13 protein-coding genes are annotated in these 16,641 nt (G+C 56.5%); 6 read left to right on the forward strand and 7 right to left on the reverse strand.

What is annotated here, in order from left to right; all coding sequences use genetic code 11:
- The first annotated feature begins 80 nt into the window (after nt 1-80).
- Together hcp and hcr are read left to right on the forward strand one after the other, a co-directional pair.
- Nucleotides 81-1,733 carry a hydroxylamine reductase gene (hcp, locus tag AM410_RS23085; protein WP_032677785.1) on the forward strand — a complete coding sequence of 551 codons (1,653 nt, stop codon included), beginning with the start codon at nt 81-83 and terminating at the stop codon, nt 1,731-1,733.
- Nucleotides 1,734-1,743: 10 nt separating this feature from the next.
- A complete protein-coding gene (gene hcr / locus AM410_RS23090; RefSeq protein ID WP_073395844.1) occupies nt 1,744-2,712 on the forward strand; it encodes an NADH oxidoreductase in 969 nt (322 codons plus the stop codon).
- A gap of 57 nt (nt 2,713-2,769) precedes the next feature.
- Here the strand turns inward: hcr and AM410_RS23095 are convergent, their stop codons facing one another.
- The gene (locus AM410_RS23095) at nt 2,770-3,204 is read right to left on the reverse strand and encodes a DoxX family protein (protein ID WP_073395842.1); all 435 of its coding nucleotides are present in this window, start codon (nt 3,202-3,204) and stop codon (nt 2,770-2,772) included.
- A gap of 151 nt (nt 3,205-3,355) precedes the next feature.
- On the opposite strand from AM410_RS23095, the gene poxB reads away from it, so the two are divergent.
- From poxB to AM410_RS23115, 4 genes are all read left to right on the forward strand, one after another.
- Entirely contained in the window at nt 3,356-5,074 is a 1,719-nt protein-coding gene (gene poxB, locus AM410_RS23100) for a ubiquinone-dependent pyruvate dehydrogenase (RefSeq protein ID WP_014169348.1), read from the forward strand.
- A gap of 38 nt (nt 5,075-5,112) precedes the next feature.
- Nucleotides 5,113-6,114: a low-specificity L-threonine aldolase gene (gene ltaE, locus AM410_RS23105; RefSeq protein ID WP_025204576.1), complete on the forward strand. Its 1,002-nt coding sequence runs from the start codon at nt 5,113-5,115 to the stop codon at nt 6,112-6,114.
- A gap of 10 nt (nt 6,115-6,124) precedes the next feature.
- Nucleotides 6,125-7,564 (forward strand): SDR family oxidoreductase, encoded by a 1,440-nt coding sequence (locus tag AM410_RS23110; RefSeq protein WP_040017040.1) that lies wholly within the window; start codon nt 6,125-6,127, stop codon nt 7,562-7,564.
- A gap of 89 nt (nt 7,565-7,653) precedes the next feature.
- Nucleotides 7,654-8,667, forward strand: coding sequence for an NAD-dependent epimerase/dehydratase family protein (locus AM410_RS23115; protein ID WP_068794453.1), 1,014 nt, complete (start codon nt 7,654-7,656; stop codon nt 8,665-8,667).
- Between the two features lie 62 nt (nt 8,668-8,729).
- On the opposite strand, the gene AM410_RS23120 is transcribed toward AM410_RS23115, so the two are convergent.
- From AM410_RS23120 to gspL, 6 genes are all read right to left on the reverse strand, one after another.
- Entirely contained in the window at nt 8,730-10,553 is a 1,824-nt protein-coding gene (locus AM410_RS23120; protein WP_073395839.1) for a chitinase, read from the reverse strand.
- Nucleotides 10,554-10,697: 144 nt separating this feature from the next.
- Complete coding sequence (gene iagB / locus AM410_RS23125; RefSeq protein WP_020884847.1) at nt 10,698-11,138, reverse strand: type III secretion system invasion protein IagB; 441 nt, start codon at nt 11,136-11,138, stop codon at nt 10,698-10,700.
- 137 nt (nt 11,139-11,275) lie between these two features.
- A complete protein-coding gene (locus AM410_RS23130) occupies nt 11,276-13,969 on the reverse strand; it encodes a glycosyl hydrolase family 18 protein (protein ID WP_073395838.1) in 2,694 nt (897 codons plus the stop codon).
- Between the two features lie 260 nt (nt 13,970-14,229).
- Entirely contained in the window at nt 14,230-15,027 is a 798-nt protein-coding gene (locus AM410_RS23135; RefSeq protein ID WP_073395836.1) for a prepilin peptidase, read from the reverse strand.
- A complete protein-coding gene (gspM, locus tag AM410_RS23140; protein ID WP_108648526.1) occupies nt 15,024-15,509 on the reverse strand; it encodes a type II secretion system protein GspM in 486 nt (161 codons plus the stop codon). Before gspM ends, AM410_RS23135 begins: the two co-directional genes overlap by 4 nt.
- The gene (gspL, locus tag AM410_RS23145) at nt 15,506-16,639 is read right to left on the reverse strand and encodes a type II secretion system protein GspL (RefSeq protein WP_108648622.1); all 1,134 of its coding nucleotides are present in this window, start codon (nt 16,637-16,639) and stop codon (nt 15,506-15,508) included. The genes gspM and gspL overlap by 4 nt, the downstream gene beginning before the upstream one ends.
- Nucleotides 16,640-16,641 lie beyond the last annotated feature (2 nt).

Below are 16,641 nucleotides of genomic sequence, written 5' to 3' on the forward strand. Positions count from 1 at the left end.
AGAAGAAAGCCCTTTTCACCGTTCAGTCACAGGCATAATCTCAAACATGTATATCAAATATAACTTTAACAGGTGTGATTATGTTTTGTGTGCAATGTGAACAAACCATCCGTACCCCGGCAGGCAATGGCTGCTCTTATGCGCAAGGTATGTGCGGCAAAACCGCAGAAACATCAGACCTGCAGGATCTGCTGATTGCCGCCCTGCAAGGCCTTTCCGCATGGGCATTCAAGGCCCGCGAATATGGCATTATTGACCACTATGTAGACAGTTTCGCCCCCCGCGCCTTTTTCTCCACGCTGACTAACGTTAACTTTGATTCCCCGCGCATCGTCGGCTATGCCCGCGAAGCAATTGCGTTGCGTGAAGCGCTGAAAGCGCAGTGCCTGAGCGCCGATGCCAACGCACGGGTAGAAAACCCAATGGCAGACCTGCAGCTGGTAAGCGACGACCTGGGCGAGCTGCAGCGTCAGGCAGCAGAATTCACCCCCAATAAAGACAAAGCGGCGATTGGCGAGAACATTCTCGGCCTGCGTCTGCTCTGCCTGTACGGCCTGAAAGGGGCCGCGGCCTATATGGAACACGCGCACGTCCTGGGCCAGTACGATAACGCTATCTATGCTCAGTACCACAAAATCATGGCGTGGCTGGGTACCTGGCCTGCCGAGATGAATCCGCTGCTCGAATGTTCAATGGAAATCGGCCAGATGAACTTCAACGTGATGCGTATTCTGGATGCCGGTGAAACCCGCACCTACGGCCACCCAACGCCGACGCAGGTTAACGTTAAAGCGACCGAAGGCAAGTGCATCCTGATCTCCGGCCATGACCTGAAAGACCTCTATAACCTGCTGAAGCAGACCGAAGGCACGGGCGTTAACGTCTATACCCACGGCGAAATGCTGCCCGCACACGGCTACCCGGAACTGCGTAAATTTAAACACCTGGTCGGGAACTACGGCAGCGGCTGGCAGAACCAGCAGGTTGAGTTCGCCCGTTTCCCGGGCCCCATCGTGATGACCTCTAACTGCATCATCGACCCCACCGTTGGCGCGTATGACGACCGCATCTGGACCCGCAGCATCGTTGGCTGGCCGGGTGTGAGCCACCTGGAAGGGGATGATTTCGGCCCGGTCATCGCCCAGGCGCAGCAGATGGGTGGCTTCCCGTACAGCGAAATCGAACATCTGATCACCGTCGGCTTTGGTCGCGAAACCCTGCTCGGTGCCGCGGATTCACTGATTGACCTCGTGAGCCGTGAAAAACTGCGCCATATCTTCCTGATTGGCGGCTGTGACGGTGCGCGCGGTGAGCGTAACTACTTCACCGATTTCGCCACCAGCGTACCGGAAGATTGCCTGATCCTGACGCTGGCGTGCGGTAAATACCGTTTCAACAAGCTGGACTTCGGCAACATTGAAGGTTTGCCACGTCTGGTCGATGCGGGTCAGTGTAACGATGCCTACTCTGCCATCATTCTGGCCGTCACGCTGGCGGAAAAACTGGGCTGCGGCGTCAACGATCTGCCGCTGTCGCTGGTGCTCTCCTGGTTTGAACAGAAAGCGATTGTCATCCTGCTGACCCTGCTCTCTCTCGGCGTGACCAACATTGTGACCGGCCCCACCGCACCCGGCTTCCTGACACCGGATCTGCTGGCCGTGCTGAACGAGAAGTTTGGTCTGCGTTCCGTGACCACCGTAGAAGAAGATATGCAGCAGCTGCTGAGCGCGTAAGGAGTTATTCATGACCATGCCAACCTCACAATGTCCGTGGCGGATGCAGGTTCATCACATCCATCAGGAGACGCAGGATGTGTGGACGCTGTCCCTGCTGTGCCATGACTACTATCCGTACCGTGCAGGTCAGTATGCGCTGGTCAGTGTCCGCAACTCAGCGGACACGCTGCGCGCCTACACGATCTCCTCAACGCCGGGCGTGAGCGAGTACATCACGCTCACTATCCGCCGTATCGATGATGGTGCAGGCTCGCAGTGGCTGACCCGGGACGTGAAGCGCGGGGATTACCTCTGGCTGTCCGACGCACACGGGGATTTCACCTGCGACGATAAAGCGGAAGATAAATTCCTGCTGCTGGCCGCCGGGTGCGGCGTCACGCCGATCATGTCAATGCGACGCTGGCTGGCGAAAAACCGTCCGCAGGCTGATGTTCAGGTGATCTTCAGCGTGCGCTCGCCGGAAGATGTGATCTTTGCCGAAGAGTGGCGTAACTATCCGGTGACGCTGGTGGCGGAACATAACGCAACCCACGGTTTTGTCGCCGGACGTCTGAGCCGTGAACTGCTGCAAAGCGTCCCGGATCTCGCGGATCGTACCGTGATGACCTGTGGGCCGGCGCCGTATATGGATATCGTTGAGCAGGACGTGAAAGCGCTGGGCGTGACCCGCTTCTTCAAAGAGCAGTTCTTCACCCCGGTGGCGGAAGCGGCAACCAGCGGAATTACGTTCACCAGGCTGCAGCCTGCTCAGACCTTCTTTGGCCGGGTCGGCACCACGCTACTGGACGCGCTGGAAAGCAACAACGTGCCGGTGGTGGCAGCATGCCGTGCTGGTGTATGTGGCTGCTGCAAGACCAAAGTGGTCTCCGGTGAGTACACCGTGACGAGCACAATGACCCTGACCGAGGCAGAAATCGCCGACGGATACGTGCTGGCGTGCTCGTGTCATCCACAGGGCGATCTTGTGCTGGCGTAATCAGCCAACGCGCGAATGACGGGGGTAAGCGCTCGCGTTTACCCCCGGTTAGTACGCCTACCGCCAGACCGGCGCTTTCCCCAACGCAAAACGCCCAGCGCCTAAGCATGCTACCGCCAGCGCACCGATAAAGAAGTACACCAGGCTCTCAATCGCCCAGGCACCTACCGCGTCCAGCGCAAAGGTTTCCCCCGTCCCGACCATCAGCCACGCCACAATCATGGTAAACGCCAGCACCAGCGCCGCCGGGCGCGTAAAAAGCCCCACGATAATCAGGACAGGCGCCACCACTTCGCCAATGAGCACGCCGTAGGCGATAAACCCCGGTAAGCCTTTTTCCACCAGCATGCTGCTGATGAACCCCACGCCACCCAATAACTTGTGTAAACCGTGAAAAAGCATCAGCCCACCGACGGCAAGTCGTAACAAGAGTTTGCCGGCGTCGTCACATGATAGCTTTTCATTAACAGCAATTAACAATGATTTAACCATTTGAAATGATTCCTGTTTTCATCTGTGTGATGACCAGATTATGCCGAATCATTGCGGGTGAAAAGCACCTTTTAATAAGGGGGAAAGCGCGGCAATACAGTGACTTTCTTCTAAGCTTGTAAGCGATATCACTTAAAGGAGATGGACACCCATGAAACAAACCGTGGCTGCATACATAGCAAAAACCCTCGAGCAGGCAGGCGTAAAGCGCATCTGGGGCGTAACCGGCGACTCCCTGAACGGGCTGAGCGATAGCCTCAATAAAATGAAGACCATTGAATGGATGCCAACCCGTCATGAAGAGGTTGCCGCCTTCGCGGCTGGTGCGGAAGCGCAGGTGACGGGTGAACTGGCCGTCTGCGCCGGATCGTGCGGACCGGGCAACCTTCACTTGATCAACGGCCTGTTTGACTGCCACCGCAATCACGTACCGGTCCTGGCGATTGCCGCTCACATCCCTTCTTCCGAAATCGGCAGCGGCTATTTTCAGGAGACGCATCCTCAGGAGCTGTTCCGTGAATGCAGCCACTATTGCGAATTAGTTTCCTCACCAGAACAGATCCCTCAGGTTCTGGCCATTGCAATGCGCAAAGCCGTACTTAACCGCGGTGTTTCGGTGGTCGTTATTCCCGGTGACGTGGCGCTGAAGGCCGCGCCTGAAGGTGCCAGTTCGCACTGGTATCACGCCCCACAGCCTGTCATCACGCCGGCTGAAGAAGAGCTCAAAAAGCTCGCGCAGCTGCTGCGTTACTCCAGCAATATCGCCCTGATGTGCGGCAGTGGCTGTGCAGGCGCGCACAAAGAGCTGGTGGAATTTGCCGGCAAGTTAAAATCCCCGATTGTTCACGCCCTGCGCGGCAAAGAGCACGTCGAATATGACAATCCGTATGACGTGGGCATGACCGGACTGATCGGTTTTTCCAGCGGTTTCCACACCATGATGAATGCCGACACGCTGATCCTGCTCGGCACCCAGTTCCCGTACCGCGCGTTTTACCCGACGGATGCCAAAATCATTCAGATTGATATTAACCCGGGCAGTATTGGTGCCCACAGTAAAGTCGATATGGCGCTGGTAGGGGACATCAAATCCACCCTCGCCGCCCTGCTGCCGCTGGTGGAAGAAAAAACCGACCGGAAGTTCCTCGACAAAGCCCTCAGTGATTACCGCGATGCACGCAAAGGACTGGACGATCTTGCCAAACCGAGCGACAAAGCCATTCATCCCCAGTATCTGGCGCAGCAAATTAGCCATTTCGCGGACGACGACGCCATTTTTACCTGCGACGTGGGCACCCCGACCGTCTGGGCGGCACGCTATCTGAAGATGAACGGCAAACGCCGTCTGCTGGGGTCGTTCAACCACGGTTCGATGGCCAACGCCATGCCGCAGGCGCTGGGGGCCAAGGCCACCGCACCAGAGCGTCAGGTGGTGGCGATGTGCGGCGACGGCGGGTTCAGCATGCTGATGGGCGATTTCCTGTCGGTTGTGCAGATGAAGCTCCCGCTGAAAATCGTGGTCTTTAACAACAGCGTGCTGGGCTTTGTGGCGATGGAGATGAAGGCAGGTGGCTATCTGACGGACGGCACCGAGCTACACGACACCAACTTCGCGCGCATCGCTGAAGCCTGCGGCATCACGGGTATTCGCGTAGAGAAAGCCTCAGAAGTCGATGAAGCCCTGCAGCGCGCCTTCTCCATCGACGGTCCGGTACTGGTGGATGTGGTGGTGGCGAAAGAAGAGCTGGCGATCCCACCGCAGATTAAACTCGAGCAGGCCAAAGGATTCAGCCTCTATATGCTGCGCGCCATCATCAGCGGACGCGGTGATGAGGTAATCGAACTGGCAAAAACCAACTGGCTCAGGTAAAACATTTCACATAACCTCTTAAATTAAAGGGATGTGAAATGATTGATTTACGCAGTGATACCGTTACCCGACCGGGTCGCGCCATGCTCGAAGAGATGATGGCCGCCCCGGTCGGGGACGACGTCTACGGTGACGATCCGACGGTGAATGCGCTGCAGCGTTATGCCGCCGAGCTAAGCGGTAAAGAGGCTGCCCTGTTTCTGCCATCCGGCACCCAGGCCAACCTGGTGGCGTTGCTCAGCCACTGCGAACGCGGTGAAGAGTATATTGCCGGTCAGGGCGCGCACAATTACCTGTACGAAGCAGGCGGTGCGGCGGTACTGGGCAGCATTCAGCCTCAGCCGATTGATGCCGCCCCGGACGGCACCCTGCCGCTCGACAAGGTCGCGGCGAAAATCAAAGTCGATGATGTGCATTTCGCCCGCACCAGGCTGCTCAGTCTGGAAAACACCCACAACGGCAAAGTGCTGCCGCGCGAGTACCTGAAAGCAGCGTGGGAATTCACCCGCGAGCGCAAACTCGGGCTGCACGTGGACGGCGCGCGCATCTTTAACGCCGTGGTGGAGTATGGCTGCGAGCTGAAAGACATCACGCAGTATTGCGATTCGTTCACTATTTGCCTGTCTAAAGGGCTGGGGACGCCCGTTGGCTCGCTGCTGGTGGGCAATGCGGACTACATCAAACGCGCGGTCCGCTGGCGTAAGATGACCGGCGGCGGGATGCGCCAGGCCGGTATTCTGGCGGCAGCCGGACTGTACGCTCTGAAAAACAACGTGGCCCGCCTGAAAGACGATCATGAAAACGCCGCGTGGATGGCCGCACAGCTACGCGAGATTGGTGCAGACGTTATGCGCCACGATACCAACATGCTGTTCATTCGCGTGGGCGAAGAGCACGCTGCCGCGCTGGGTGAGTTTATGAAAGCCCGTGGCGTGTTGATCAACGCCTCGCCGGTGGTACGCCTGGTTATGCACTTAGACGTTAATCGTCAGCAGCTGGCAGACGTGGTGAAACACTGGCAGGCGTTTTTACAGCGCTAAGGAGCAGAGCGTGCCGCAACGTATTCTGGTACTCGGTGCCAGTGGGTATATCGGTCAGCATCTCACCACTGCGTTAAGTCAGCAGGGACACCAGGTGCTGGCCGTGGCACGCAACACGGAGCGTCTGCAAAAGCTGCACCTGCCCGGGGTGACCTGTCACAACGTCGATCTCAACTGGCCCACGACGCTGCCGGCGTTACTGGAAGGGGTCGACACGCTTTACTACCTTGTTCACAGCATGGGCGAAGGGGGCGATTTTATCGCCCACGAGCGTCAGGTGGCGATGAACGTTCGCGACGCGCTGTTGCGCACACCGGTGAAGCAGGTGATTTTTTTAAGCTCGCTGCAGGCGCCTGCTAACGAGCAGTCCGATCATCTTCGCGCCCGTCAGCTCACGGCTGAAACCCTGCGCGGCGCCAATATTCCCGTCACCGAACTGCGGGCGGGGATCATCGTCGGGGCCGGCTCCGCCGCGTTCGAAGTGATGCGCGACATGGTGTACAACCTGCCGGTGCTTACCCCGCCGCGCTGGGTGCGATCGCGCACCACGCCGATTGCGCTGGAAAATTTACGCCATTATCTGGTGGCCCTGCTGGACCATCCGGCTGAGCAACACCGTGTGCTTGAGGCTGCCGGCCCGGAAGTGCTGAGCTACCAGCAACAGTTCGAACATTTTATGCGTGTCAGCGGCCGCCGACGCTGGCTGATCCCCATTCCCTTCCCTACCCGCTGGATCTCGGTGTGGTTTTTAACCGTCATTACGTCCGTGCCGCCGACGACCGCAAAAGCGCTGATCCAGGGGCTCAAACACGATCTGCTGGCCGACGATCGCGCGTTGCGTGCGCTGATCCCCCAGACGCTGATCCGTTTCGATGATGCGGTACGCAATACGCTCAAGGAAGAGGAACAGCTGATGAACTCCAGCGACTGGGGCTACGACGCCCAGGCGTTTGCCCGCTGGCGGCCTGAGTACGGTTACTTTCCTAAACAGGCTGGCTGCACGGTGAACACCCCGGCCAGTCTGGCGGACCTGTGGGAGGTGGTGAATCAGATTGGCGGCAAAGAACGCTATTTCTTCGGCAATATCCTCTGGCAAACCCGTGGCGCACTGGATCTGCTGGTAGGACACAGGCTGGCGAAAGGCCGTCCTGCACACCCGTATCTTGCGGTAGGCGATACGGTTGACAGCTGGAAGGTAATTATCGTCGAGCCCGAAAAACAGCTGGCGCTGCTGTTTGGCATGAAAGCGCCCGGTCTGGGACGGTTGTGCTTTACGCTAAAAGACAAAGGCGACCATCGAGAACTGGACGTTCGTGCATGGTGGCACCCGCACGGTATGCCGGGGCTTTTCTACTGGTTGTTAATGATCCCCGCTCACCTGTTTATCTTTCGCGGAATGGCGAAACGTATCGCGCAGTTGGCAGAACAAAAGACGAAAATAACTCAATAAAACTCTTATTCTTTCACCTTTCCCATTGCAACCCGCCGTAATTCACGAAAGAATGCGCACGAAATTCTTTTTCAACACAGTGGATTGATATGAAGGTACTGGTTACCGGGGCGACCAGCGGCTTAGGCCGAAATGCGGTCGAGTTTCTGCGCAACAAAGGCATCAGCGTCAGGGCCACCGGTCGCAACGAAGCGATGGGTAAACTGCTGCAAAAAATGGGCGCAGAGTTTGTCCATGCCGACCTGACGGAGCTGGTCTCCTCTCAGGCCAAGGTGATGCTGGCCGGTATCGATACGCTGTGGCACTGCTCCAGTTTTACCTCCCCGTGGGGCACCCAGGAAGCTTTTGACCTTGCCAACGTGCGCGCCACCCGTCGTCTGGGTGAATGGGCCGTGGCCTGGGGTGTGCGTAACTTTATTCATATCTCCTCCCCGTCTCTCTATTTCGACTATCACCATCACCGCGACGTGCAGGAAGATTTTCGCCCGGCGCGCTTTGCCTGTGAGTTTGCCCGCAGTAAAGCGGCCAGCGAAGAGGTGATCGATCTGCTGGCGCAGTCGAACCCGCACACCCGTTTTACTGTATTGCGTCCTCAGAGCCTGTTCGGCCCGCATGACAAAGTGTTTATCCCGCGTCTGGCGCAGATGATGCACCACTACGGCAGCGTGCTGCTGCCCCGCGGTGGCGATGCGATGGTGGATATGACGTACTACGAAAATGCGGTCCACGCCATGTGGCTGGCAAGCCAGCCGGACTGCGATACCCTGATTTCCGGTCGCGCGTACAATATCACCAACGGTGAGCCCTGCACGCTGCGCAGCATCGTGCAAAGGTTGATTGACGAGTTGCAAATCGACTGCCGTATCCGTTCCGTGCCCTACCCGATGCTGGATATGATTGCCCGCAGTATGGAGCGTCTTGGGAGTAAATCGGCGAAAGAGCCTGCGTTGACGCACTACGGTGTGTCAAAGCTCAACTTCGATTTTACGCTGGATATCACCCGCGCAGAGAACGAACTGGGGTATAAGCCGATTGTCACCCTGGATGAAGGGATTGTGCGTACTGCCGCCTGGCTGCGTGACCACGGTAAATTGCATCGCTAGTTAAGCACGCACATCTCAGAGAACAGAGACGAAAACGGCAACCCGAAGGTTGCCGTTTTGTTTTACAGCGCCGTCCAGGCGTCTGACCACGCCAGACCCGCGCCTGGCTCGTAGTACGCCGGGGCATTGTTACACCAGCCGCTGTACGGGAACGGTTTGCACTGGAACAGTTTACCGTGGTTATTCACGATATCGCCTGCCTTGTACTTGCTGTTCGCGCTCCACGCGGCGTAAGCACCTGAGGTACCGTCGTTTTCAGACGGCGTCGTGGCTTTCGCTTTAACGTTCAGCAGATAGGAAGTGGTGCTGCTCAGCTCACCATCGCTCACGGTCAGGCTGACTTCATACTGTTGAGCCGACGCAGACTCGGGCGCGGTAAAGGTCACCACCGCCTTGTCTTCACCGGTGACCGTCTGGCCATCCTGTGAACGCCAGGTGTAGGTCAGCGTATTGCCGTCCTGGTCAGTGGATCCTTCTGCGCTCAGGGATACCTGCGCGCCCGCTTCCACCGCACCGATTGGGCCCGCAATCTGCGCGACCGGTGCGTGGTTCACCACGGTCGGTTCTGCCGGCGTTTCGTCCGGAACCGGTGCCGGGGTTTCATCTTCCGATGGCGTCGGTGCCGGAGTGACCGGATGCTCGTCCGGCGTCACGGCGGAACCGTCATCGTTGATAATGTTGACGTTATAGAATTTCTTCACGCAGTTCGTGTAGTCACCTTCTTTAAAGGCGCTGAACGGCGTCTGATAACCGACCAGCTGGCAGGAATACGTTTTACCGTCTGGCGTATCGGCACTCCATCCCCAGTCCTGCTCCCAGTAAATCTTCAGCGCACCGGAGCCGCCTTCATCGAACTGCTTCATGTTGGCACAGCCGAGCACTTCATTTGCCGGGACAGGCACTTTCAGGTACTTCGCAAACTCTTTGTAGTACTTGATACGGTTTTCAGACTGGGCAATCTCAGTCGGGCCGCCACACTCTACGCCACCGTTAATGATCTGGGTGGTCACGCCGAAGCCCGGAACCAGGCCGTTGGCTTTGTCATGATCGTTTGGCTGCCAGGTGCCGTCGATAACCTGCAGCATGCTCGGCTTCGGCGGCTGCGGGTAGGCGAAGAAGAAGATGGCGCTTGCCAGGTTCAGCCAGGTGTCAGCCACCAGCTCCGGCTTGTCGAGCAGCGTGCGGACAGTGCCGAACATCGCTTCAGAGAACGGACCGTAGTTGTAGTTATAAGACAGCTGTTTTGCCCCACGGCCAAAGTAACTCACGAAATCGCCGTCTTTGTCTTTGCCGCACGGCCAGGTTTGTCCCTGCCAGATATCAGGATTACATTCGCCGTTGTAACCGCCTTTCTGCCCTTCGGTCCAGCCCATTTCGCGAACGTGAACCAGCGCCTGACGCCATTCGGCTTCCGGACGCCAGCTTTCGTGGCCGCCGGTTTCCTGTGCGAAGTGGGCAAACATGGTGGCCAGCTCTTTACGGCAGATGGCGTCGCTGTCACGGCCGTCGTTGTAGGTCTTACACAGCGCCGGGAATTTGCCCACCGCTTTCAGGAAGTTACTGTAGGTGTAGGACTGCGCTCGCATCGGGAAAAGGTATTCCCAGTCGCTGGCCTTCACAATGCCTTCAACGCGTTTAACGTTATCCGGGTTCGCTGCACGGCCTGGCTCAATCAGCTCAACCTGGGCATTATCCAGCGTACGAATGGTGTCTTTAACCGACGCCATCAGTGGAAAGTTAGTCAGTTCCTGTTCTTTCTTCGCCAGATCGCTGGCTTTCAGGGTGAACGGCTCGCTGGTGGTTGCCTGCAGCGTCGCAGCCTGTGCCATGAAAGGCGCAATGCATGCACCCGCAACGAGCACGCTCAGTAAGGTCCTTTTGGTCATTTCAACTCATCCTATATATAGCAACAAGGGTTAATGCAATCACGGTTTATGTATTATTCCCTTAATAAATAAACCAAAGAGTGCGGTAATTTTTCATTTTCTGAAGCGCACCTCTGGGTACGCTTCAAAAAACAAAAAGCAGAATTAATAAGAGGAACGAGGTTTTATCTCCTGATATTTCGCCCAGACCTTGCGGGCATAATTCATGCGCTTTGAATAATTCTCTTTTTTCACTCCCGCGTTATAAGCCCCGACGGCTTCCCAGTTATAGCCATATACGTTGATCATCGTCGACAGTATTGACGCGCCCACCATAATGGAGGTGCAGGGCTCGGTCACAAGCCGGTTCTCGTCAATGCCCTGGCGCTGCAGTTCGCTGAAATGCGTGCTGTTAATCTGCATTAATCCCACATCCCGCGAGCCATCCTGATTCCACCCCACGGCATTCGGATTCATACCGGATTCCACCTGCGCAATGGCATATAATAAATACGGATCAACATGATAATAATGCGCCGCTTTATCCCAGCAATTTGCTGCCGCACTCTGACTTAAAATAAGCAATAACAATAAAAAGCGTTTCATCTCATTACCTGTTTATTTACTGACGATCCTTCTCCTTGCGCACGCTGTCTTATTCCGGAAGGGGTTGACCACACCCGAAACGGGGTGTGGTCAACGATTGCAGGCGATATCAAACCCGCAACCTCAGGCTAAGAAGGTTATTTGCAGTCTGCTGACGCGCCTTCTTTCACCCATACATCGCTGTTACCTGGTTTATCACCACGGGTCCACCATTTCGCACGGTAGACATACCCCTGGTAGGTGGTCGTATCGCCACCGTTGTAAACCACATCTGAACGCCAGTTCATTTTCACCTGGCTGACCAGCTCCCACGCATCTGCGTCAAAGCCAGGTTTATTGCCCTGTGTCCAGTACTTCGCTTTCCACACCAGGTTGTCGGCGCTCACGGTGTCACCACTGTTGTAGATTTTGCTCGCACTCCAGGCCGGGTACTGGCTGGCATTGGCATCAACAGGTGCATCACAGCTGCCGGTGGCAGAGCCTTCATCAGAAGGTGGCGTGACCTCATCGGCTGGTGGTGTCACCTCGTCAGATGGCGGCGTGACCTCATCGGCTGCTTTTGGCGTGACAATAACCTGCACGTTCGATTGAACGCTGGTTTTACCGTCGCTGACCACCACGCTCAGGGTGTAGGTGGAATCGGAAGCGACAGCCGGTGCGGTGATATTCACGTTCGCGGTGTCAGTACCGGTTGCGTTCATGTCCGCCGGCACGCTCCAGGCATAGGTCAGCGCGTCACCATCCGGATCGGCTGCCTGCGCATGCAGGGCATAGGTTTCACCCGCCTGCAGCGTGATGCTTTCCATCGGGTTGACCACCGGTGCCTGGTTCGCTTTAGGTGCTTTGTTCACGACCTGAACGTCAATGGCGTTCGTCAGGCCTTTCGCATCTTTCACCGTCAGGCGGAAGGAGAGCGTCTGGTTCTGAGTCACTGCCGCCGCGCCGAAGGAGGCTTTGGCTTTCGTGCTGTTGGTAAGGGTCACGGCTGGACCGGAAATCTGGGTCCACTTATAGGTAATGGCGTCGCCGTCCGGATCGCCAGACGCAGAGCCATCAAGGGTGACGGTAACAGGCCCGGTCACGGTCTGATCGGCAGCCGCAGCGATCGGCGCATGGTTGGTGACAACGGGATCAACCGGCGTTGAACCGCCGCCCATCAGGCTTTCGTTCATCGCATTGAGGATGTCGCCATTGTCCGAGTCGATGGACCAGGAGAACAGACCGCCCAGGTTTTTCGCCAGCACATACTTACCTTTTGCCGTGGTAGAACGCGCGTCTTCATAGGTAATCAGATCGCCGGTGGCTTTATTGAACAGATACGGCGCTTCTGCCGCGGCATCGTATTTGTATTCCCAGCCTGGCTTGCCTTTGTACTCGTTCGCAATCTGACGGTAGTCAACCACGCCCGGTTCCCAGGTGCCTTTGACCGCGCCCGTTGCCGTACCGGTGAACGGATTATCGCCGGTGTAACCATGAACGCCGGTCCAGCCGCGACCGTACATGCCCGCCCCCACAACAATCTTGCCCGGCTGCACGCCCTGCTCCAGCAGCGCGTTCACGCCGTTTTCAGTGGTGTAGTTGGTGTCCGGTTTCCACTCCGCGCCGTGCAACGCCGCCTGGTGGCCGAGATCAGTATTGCTCCAGCCGCCGTAGAAGTCGTAGCTCATCAGGAAGATGTGGTCGAGGTACTGCTGCGCCGTGGTGTAATCCACGTCTTCAATTTTGTCTTTACCGGAACCAATGGCGGTGGTCAGTTCGTACGTACGGCCCGTTTCTGCTGACAGCTCGTTCAGCATCGCGCGCAGATCGTGCATCACCGCGGTATAGGTGGCTTTGTCCTGAGCAGGGTTGCCAAGATTTTCTGACACACCACCCCCCCCCGGGAATTCCCAGTCAATATCGACCCCGTCGAAGAATTTCCAGGTTTTCAGGAACTCTTTCACGGAAGAGACGAAGCGTGCGCGGATCGCTGAATCATGCATCTGGAAGAACGGATCGGACATCGTCCAGCCGCCAATGGAAGGCAGCACTTTCAGATCCGGATGGGCTTTTTTCAGCGCCATCAACTGACCAAAGTTACCTTTGTAGGGATCGTCCCAGTTGGTCACGCCGGCCTGCGGTTTTTGCAATGCCGCCCACGGATCGTGAATGGCCACGGTGTAATCCTGACGGCCCGCGCAGGCGCGCTGCAGTGCGGCGAAGCTGTTGCCGTTCTCAACCGTTTTTAACCCGTCGTTGATGCCATCACCGCCACAGATCGGAATGAAACCGTACAAAATGTGGTTCAGGTTCGCCGCAGGGATTTTATCCACCGGGAACTCACGCCCATAGACGCCCCACTCAGGGAAATAGGCACCCACCACTTTGTCCGTATGTTGAGAGAAAGTTTTGTTATTTTCCTTCAGGGTGGTGTTCAGCGGCAGCAGATGGCTCCCGTCCGTGTCCGCCACGATGATCAGTTTGCTGGCACTTTTAGAACACCCGCTGGCGTTACAGAGTTCAACCTGCTCCTGATAGCGTCCGCCCTTTTTCACTTTGAAGGTGGCTGACCCGGAGGCGCTTGCGGCGCCACTCCACACGGCCTGACCATCCAGAAGCACTTTCGCCGAGGTTGGCGCATCGCCGCTCCAGACGTTCCACTCAACTTTCACATCCGCGCCATCATGGACTTTCACAAGGCTGTTATAGTCTTGCGCTGCCTGGTCAACTTCAACAATCGCAAACTTATCATTGCCACTGCTGAGGGTTGGCGTACCCGGCGCCGCCGCGAAGGCAGAGCTGGACGCCGCTGCAACGAAAAGCGCCAGATATTTAGGCTTCATAAATTTCATTTTTATTTCCTGATAAATTTATTTGTAAACGTTAATGACCCATGTCTTCCTTTAAAACATGGAATAGTTTTTTACAGACTTTGAATTTCAACTTAAGCAATAATCGTTAACCGCTATTTCTGTGGCGCGCTGTATTCCTCCATTAAAAGATACAAGCTCGAATTCTGTGAAGCTTATGTCTTTAACGATACGCTGAATAAATACTGTATTCCTTTCATTCCCCAATCGAAAAAATCACTAAAAAAACTTGACCGGTGTATTCAGAATGTGGAACAGGCAACCTGATAAACAAAAACCGTCATGCCGGCAAAAGCTAAATAAGGACCGAAAGAAATAATGCGGTTATTTTTATTCGCATGTGTTGTCGCGAAATATCCGACAATACCGCTTAACGCGGCAATCAATTCCAGGGTGGGCAGTGCCTGCCAGCCGCACCAGGCGCCTAACGCCGCCAGAAGTTTAAAATCGCCATAGCCTAATCCTTCTCGTCCGGTAAGCAGACGAAATGCCCAGTAGAGAGACCAGAGCGAAAGGTAGCCAGCCACCGCCCCCACCAGCGCATCCTTAAGCGGTAGCGTGTGGTCAACGAGGTGTAACAACAGTCCTGCCCACAGCAACGGCTGGGTCAGACAGTCAGGGAGCAACTGATGCTGCCAGTCAATCATCGCCAGCGGCAGCAGAAACGCGGCCAGCAACCACAGTGAGAACAACGCCGGTTCGCCCGGAATGCACAAGGCGGTCAGGCCAAAAAAGAGCGCGGTGACGAGCTCGAGCATCAATAAGCGCAGCGGGATGGCCGTGCCGCACTGCCTGCAGCGCCCGCGCAATACTAGCCAACTGACCAGCGGGATATTCTCCCAGGCCGCAAGTTCATGCTGGCACACCGGGCAGTGAGAGGCCGGAAACAGCAAGTTGCCCGCGCCTTCCTCCTCCATCACCATGCCCGGCACGCGCTCGGCGACAACCCCCAGAAAACTGCCCACCATGCTGCCCAGGATCGCACTTATCACCGGGAACCCCACCGGGTAGATTTCCCGCATCAGCGCAACGGTGTTCATGCGGTTTTGCGCCAGGTGAGCTGCACTTCTGCTTTCACATCACTGAGGTGATCGACCGGCGTAAGGTTCATTTTTTGCAGCCTGACGCCGGAGGTCTGGTTGATTTCCCGCAGCCAGTTTTTTAATTCATACACATTTACGCGGTTCACCACGAACGATAAGGTTTGCCCGTCCTGACGCACCTCCGTCAGGGAAAGGTTAATTTCATGAGCGCTGTTCTCCACCACCGTGCGCGGGTTATCCGTTTTAATGATCATCACCGGAAGGTGGTGTTTATCTATTTCTCTGCGCATCCAGTTCAGCGTCTCTTTTTGTCGGGTCAGCGTTGATTTGCTATTTTGAATCATATTATCCAGTGGCATCATGCCCGCGTAATAAACAGCCGCGGCCAGGAGGGCAACGGCACCGGTTTTTATAATATATTTCTCCCGGATGCTGTATTGTTGATAACGCGACGTAAGCTTCGTGATTCGCTCTTTCATTTATATTTCCCTGCGATCATGGCGGTATAAGGTGCAGTGGTCGAAACAGGCTGTAGGGTGAAATCAAAATGCTCCCCCGTTTTCTCCACAAACGACTGCAGCGCGGCCTGGCTTTGCGCACTGACGCTCAGGGTCAGCGCATTTTGTTGCGCATCGTACTCAAGCAGGGAGATCTCAAGTGCGGGTACGGCCTGCCTGGCTTGCTCAAGATCATCCAGCTGCAGGAATACCCCTTTGTGCTGCTTTTTCATGTTTTGACCAAAGTGGTATTTGATATTGGTCTGCTGGCGCATGCTGGGAAAATGGTGCTGATAAACCTGAACGATCTCCTGCTGAACCCGATTTTCCTGCTGTACCAGCATCCAGGCCATCGCGATCCGCGGGCCCAGCAACAGCCCGAGAGACAGCAGGCCCGCCGCCGCCATCGCGATTTTTATTCCTTTAGACGCGCTGCCTTTTCCTGCCTTCGGGCTGAATTCACCGTGCAGGAGGGTGACCCGACAGGATTGCCACTGGGGCTGGATCAGCACCAGCGGATGCTGCCACGGGTGCAGAAGATCCACCCCGACACCGGCTGGCGGTTCGCCGTAACAGCACACGTCACCGTCTGGGGTTTTTTGCATCAGCAGCGGCAGCAGGCTGGCCTCCATTTCGCTGGCGACATGGGGCGACAGGCGCAGCCAGTAGCGGTCATCCAGGGCAACCAGCGTGCTTCCTCCTGCCGTCACCGGCAGCAGCCAGGCATCCGGCAGCGCCTGAATCACCTTCAAACCGGCCTCCTGGCAACGGGCTAACCACCCGCGCAGAAGATCGGTATCAATCGCCACCGCGTCAACGTCGGCCCCCTTTTTGTGAAGCACCGTCCAGTGAAGGTTGTCCACCTCGCCAATGAGCGTCTCTTCCGCCAGCCACGAGAACGCCGCCGTCTGAGAGGCAACTTTTTTCGGCAACGTAAAATGGCGGAAGATCATGTTGCCCGCGGGCAACAGTAAACAGACCCGGGCCGCGAGAGGATGGTCTGCCAGCGCGTCAAGGCGCTCCACAACGTCAACCTGCTGGCTGCCGGAAGCACACCACATTATTTTCCCGCCCTCACGGCTGTCGGGACGAACAAAAAGTACCTGTTTCATAG

This window comes from Enterobacter cloacae complex sp. FDA-CDC-AR_0164 (assembly GCF_003071645.1).
GTDB lineage: Bacteria > Pseudomonadota > Gammaproteobacteria > Enterobacterales > Enterobacteriaceae > Enterobacter > Enterobacter ludwigii.

Excerpts from the sequence above, each read along its gene's own strand:
- hcr (WP_073395844.1), top strand. The coding sequence starts at position 1,744 with ATGACCATGCCAACCTCACAATGTCCGTGGCGGATGCAGGTTCATCAC.
- AM410_RS23095 (WP_073395842.1), bottom strand. The coding sequence starts at position 3,204 with ATGGTTAAATCATTGTTAATTGCTGTTAATGAAAAGCTATCATGTGAC.
- gspM (WP_108648526.1), bottom strand. The coding sequence starts at position 15,509 with ATGAAAGAGCGAATCACGAAGCTTACGTCGCGTTATCAACAATACAGC.
- hcp (WP_032677785.1), top strand. The coding sequence starts at position 81 with ATGTTTTGTGTGCAATGTGAACAAACCATCCGTACCCCGGCAGGCAAT.
- AM410_RS23115 (WP_068794453.1), top strand. The coding sequence starts at position 7,654 with ATGAAGGTACTGGTTACCGGGGCGACCAGCGGCTTAGGCCGAAATGCG.
- gspL (WP_108648622.1), bottom strand. The coding sequence starts at position 16,639 with ATGAAACAGGTACTTTTTGTTCGTCCCGACAGCCGTGAGGGCGGGAAA.
- ltaE (WP_025204576.1), top strand. The coding sequence starts at position 5,113 with ATGATTGATTTACGCAGTGATACCGTTACCCGACCGGGTCGCGCCATG.
- AM410_RS23135 (WP_073395836.1), bottom strand. The coding sequence starts at position 15,027 with ATGAACACCGTTGCGCTGATGCGGGAAATCTACCCGGTGGGGTTCCCG.
- AM410_RS23120 (WP_073395839.1), bottom strand. The coding sequence starts at position 10,553 with ATGACCAAAAGGACCTTACTGAGCGTGCTCGTTGCGGGTGCATGCATT.
- iagB (WP_020884847.1), bottom strand. The coding sequence starts at position 11,138 with ATGAAACGCTTTTTATTGTTATTGCTTATTTTAAGTCAGAGTGCGGCA.
- poxB (WP_014169348.1), top strand. The coding sequence starts at position 3,356 with ATGAAACAAACCGTGGCTGCATACATAGCAAAAACCCTCGAGCAGGCA.
- AM410_RS23130 (WP_073395838.1), bottom strand. The coding sequence starts at position 13,969 with ATGAAATTTATGAAGCCTAAATATCTGGCGCTTTTCGTTGCAGCGGCG.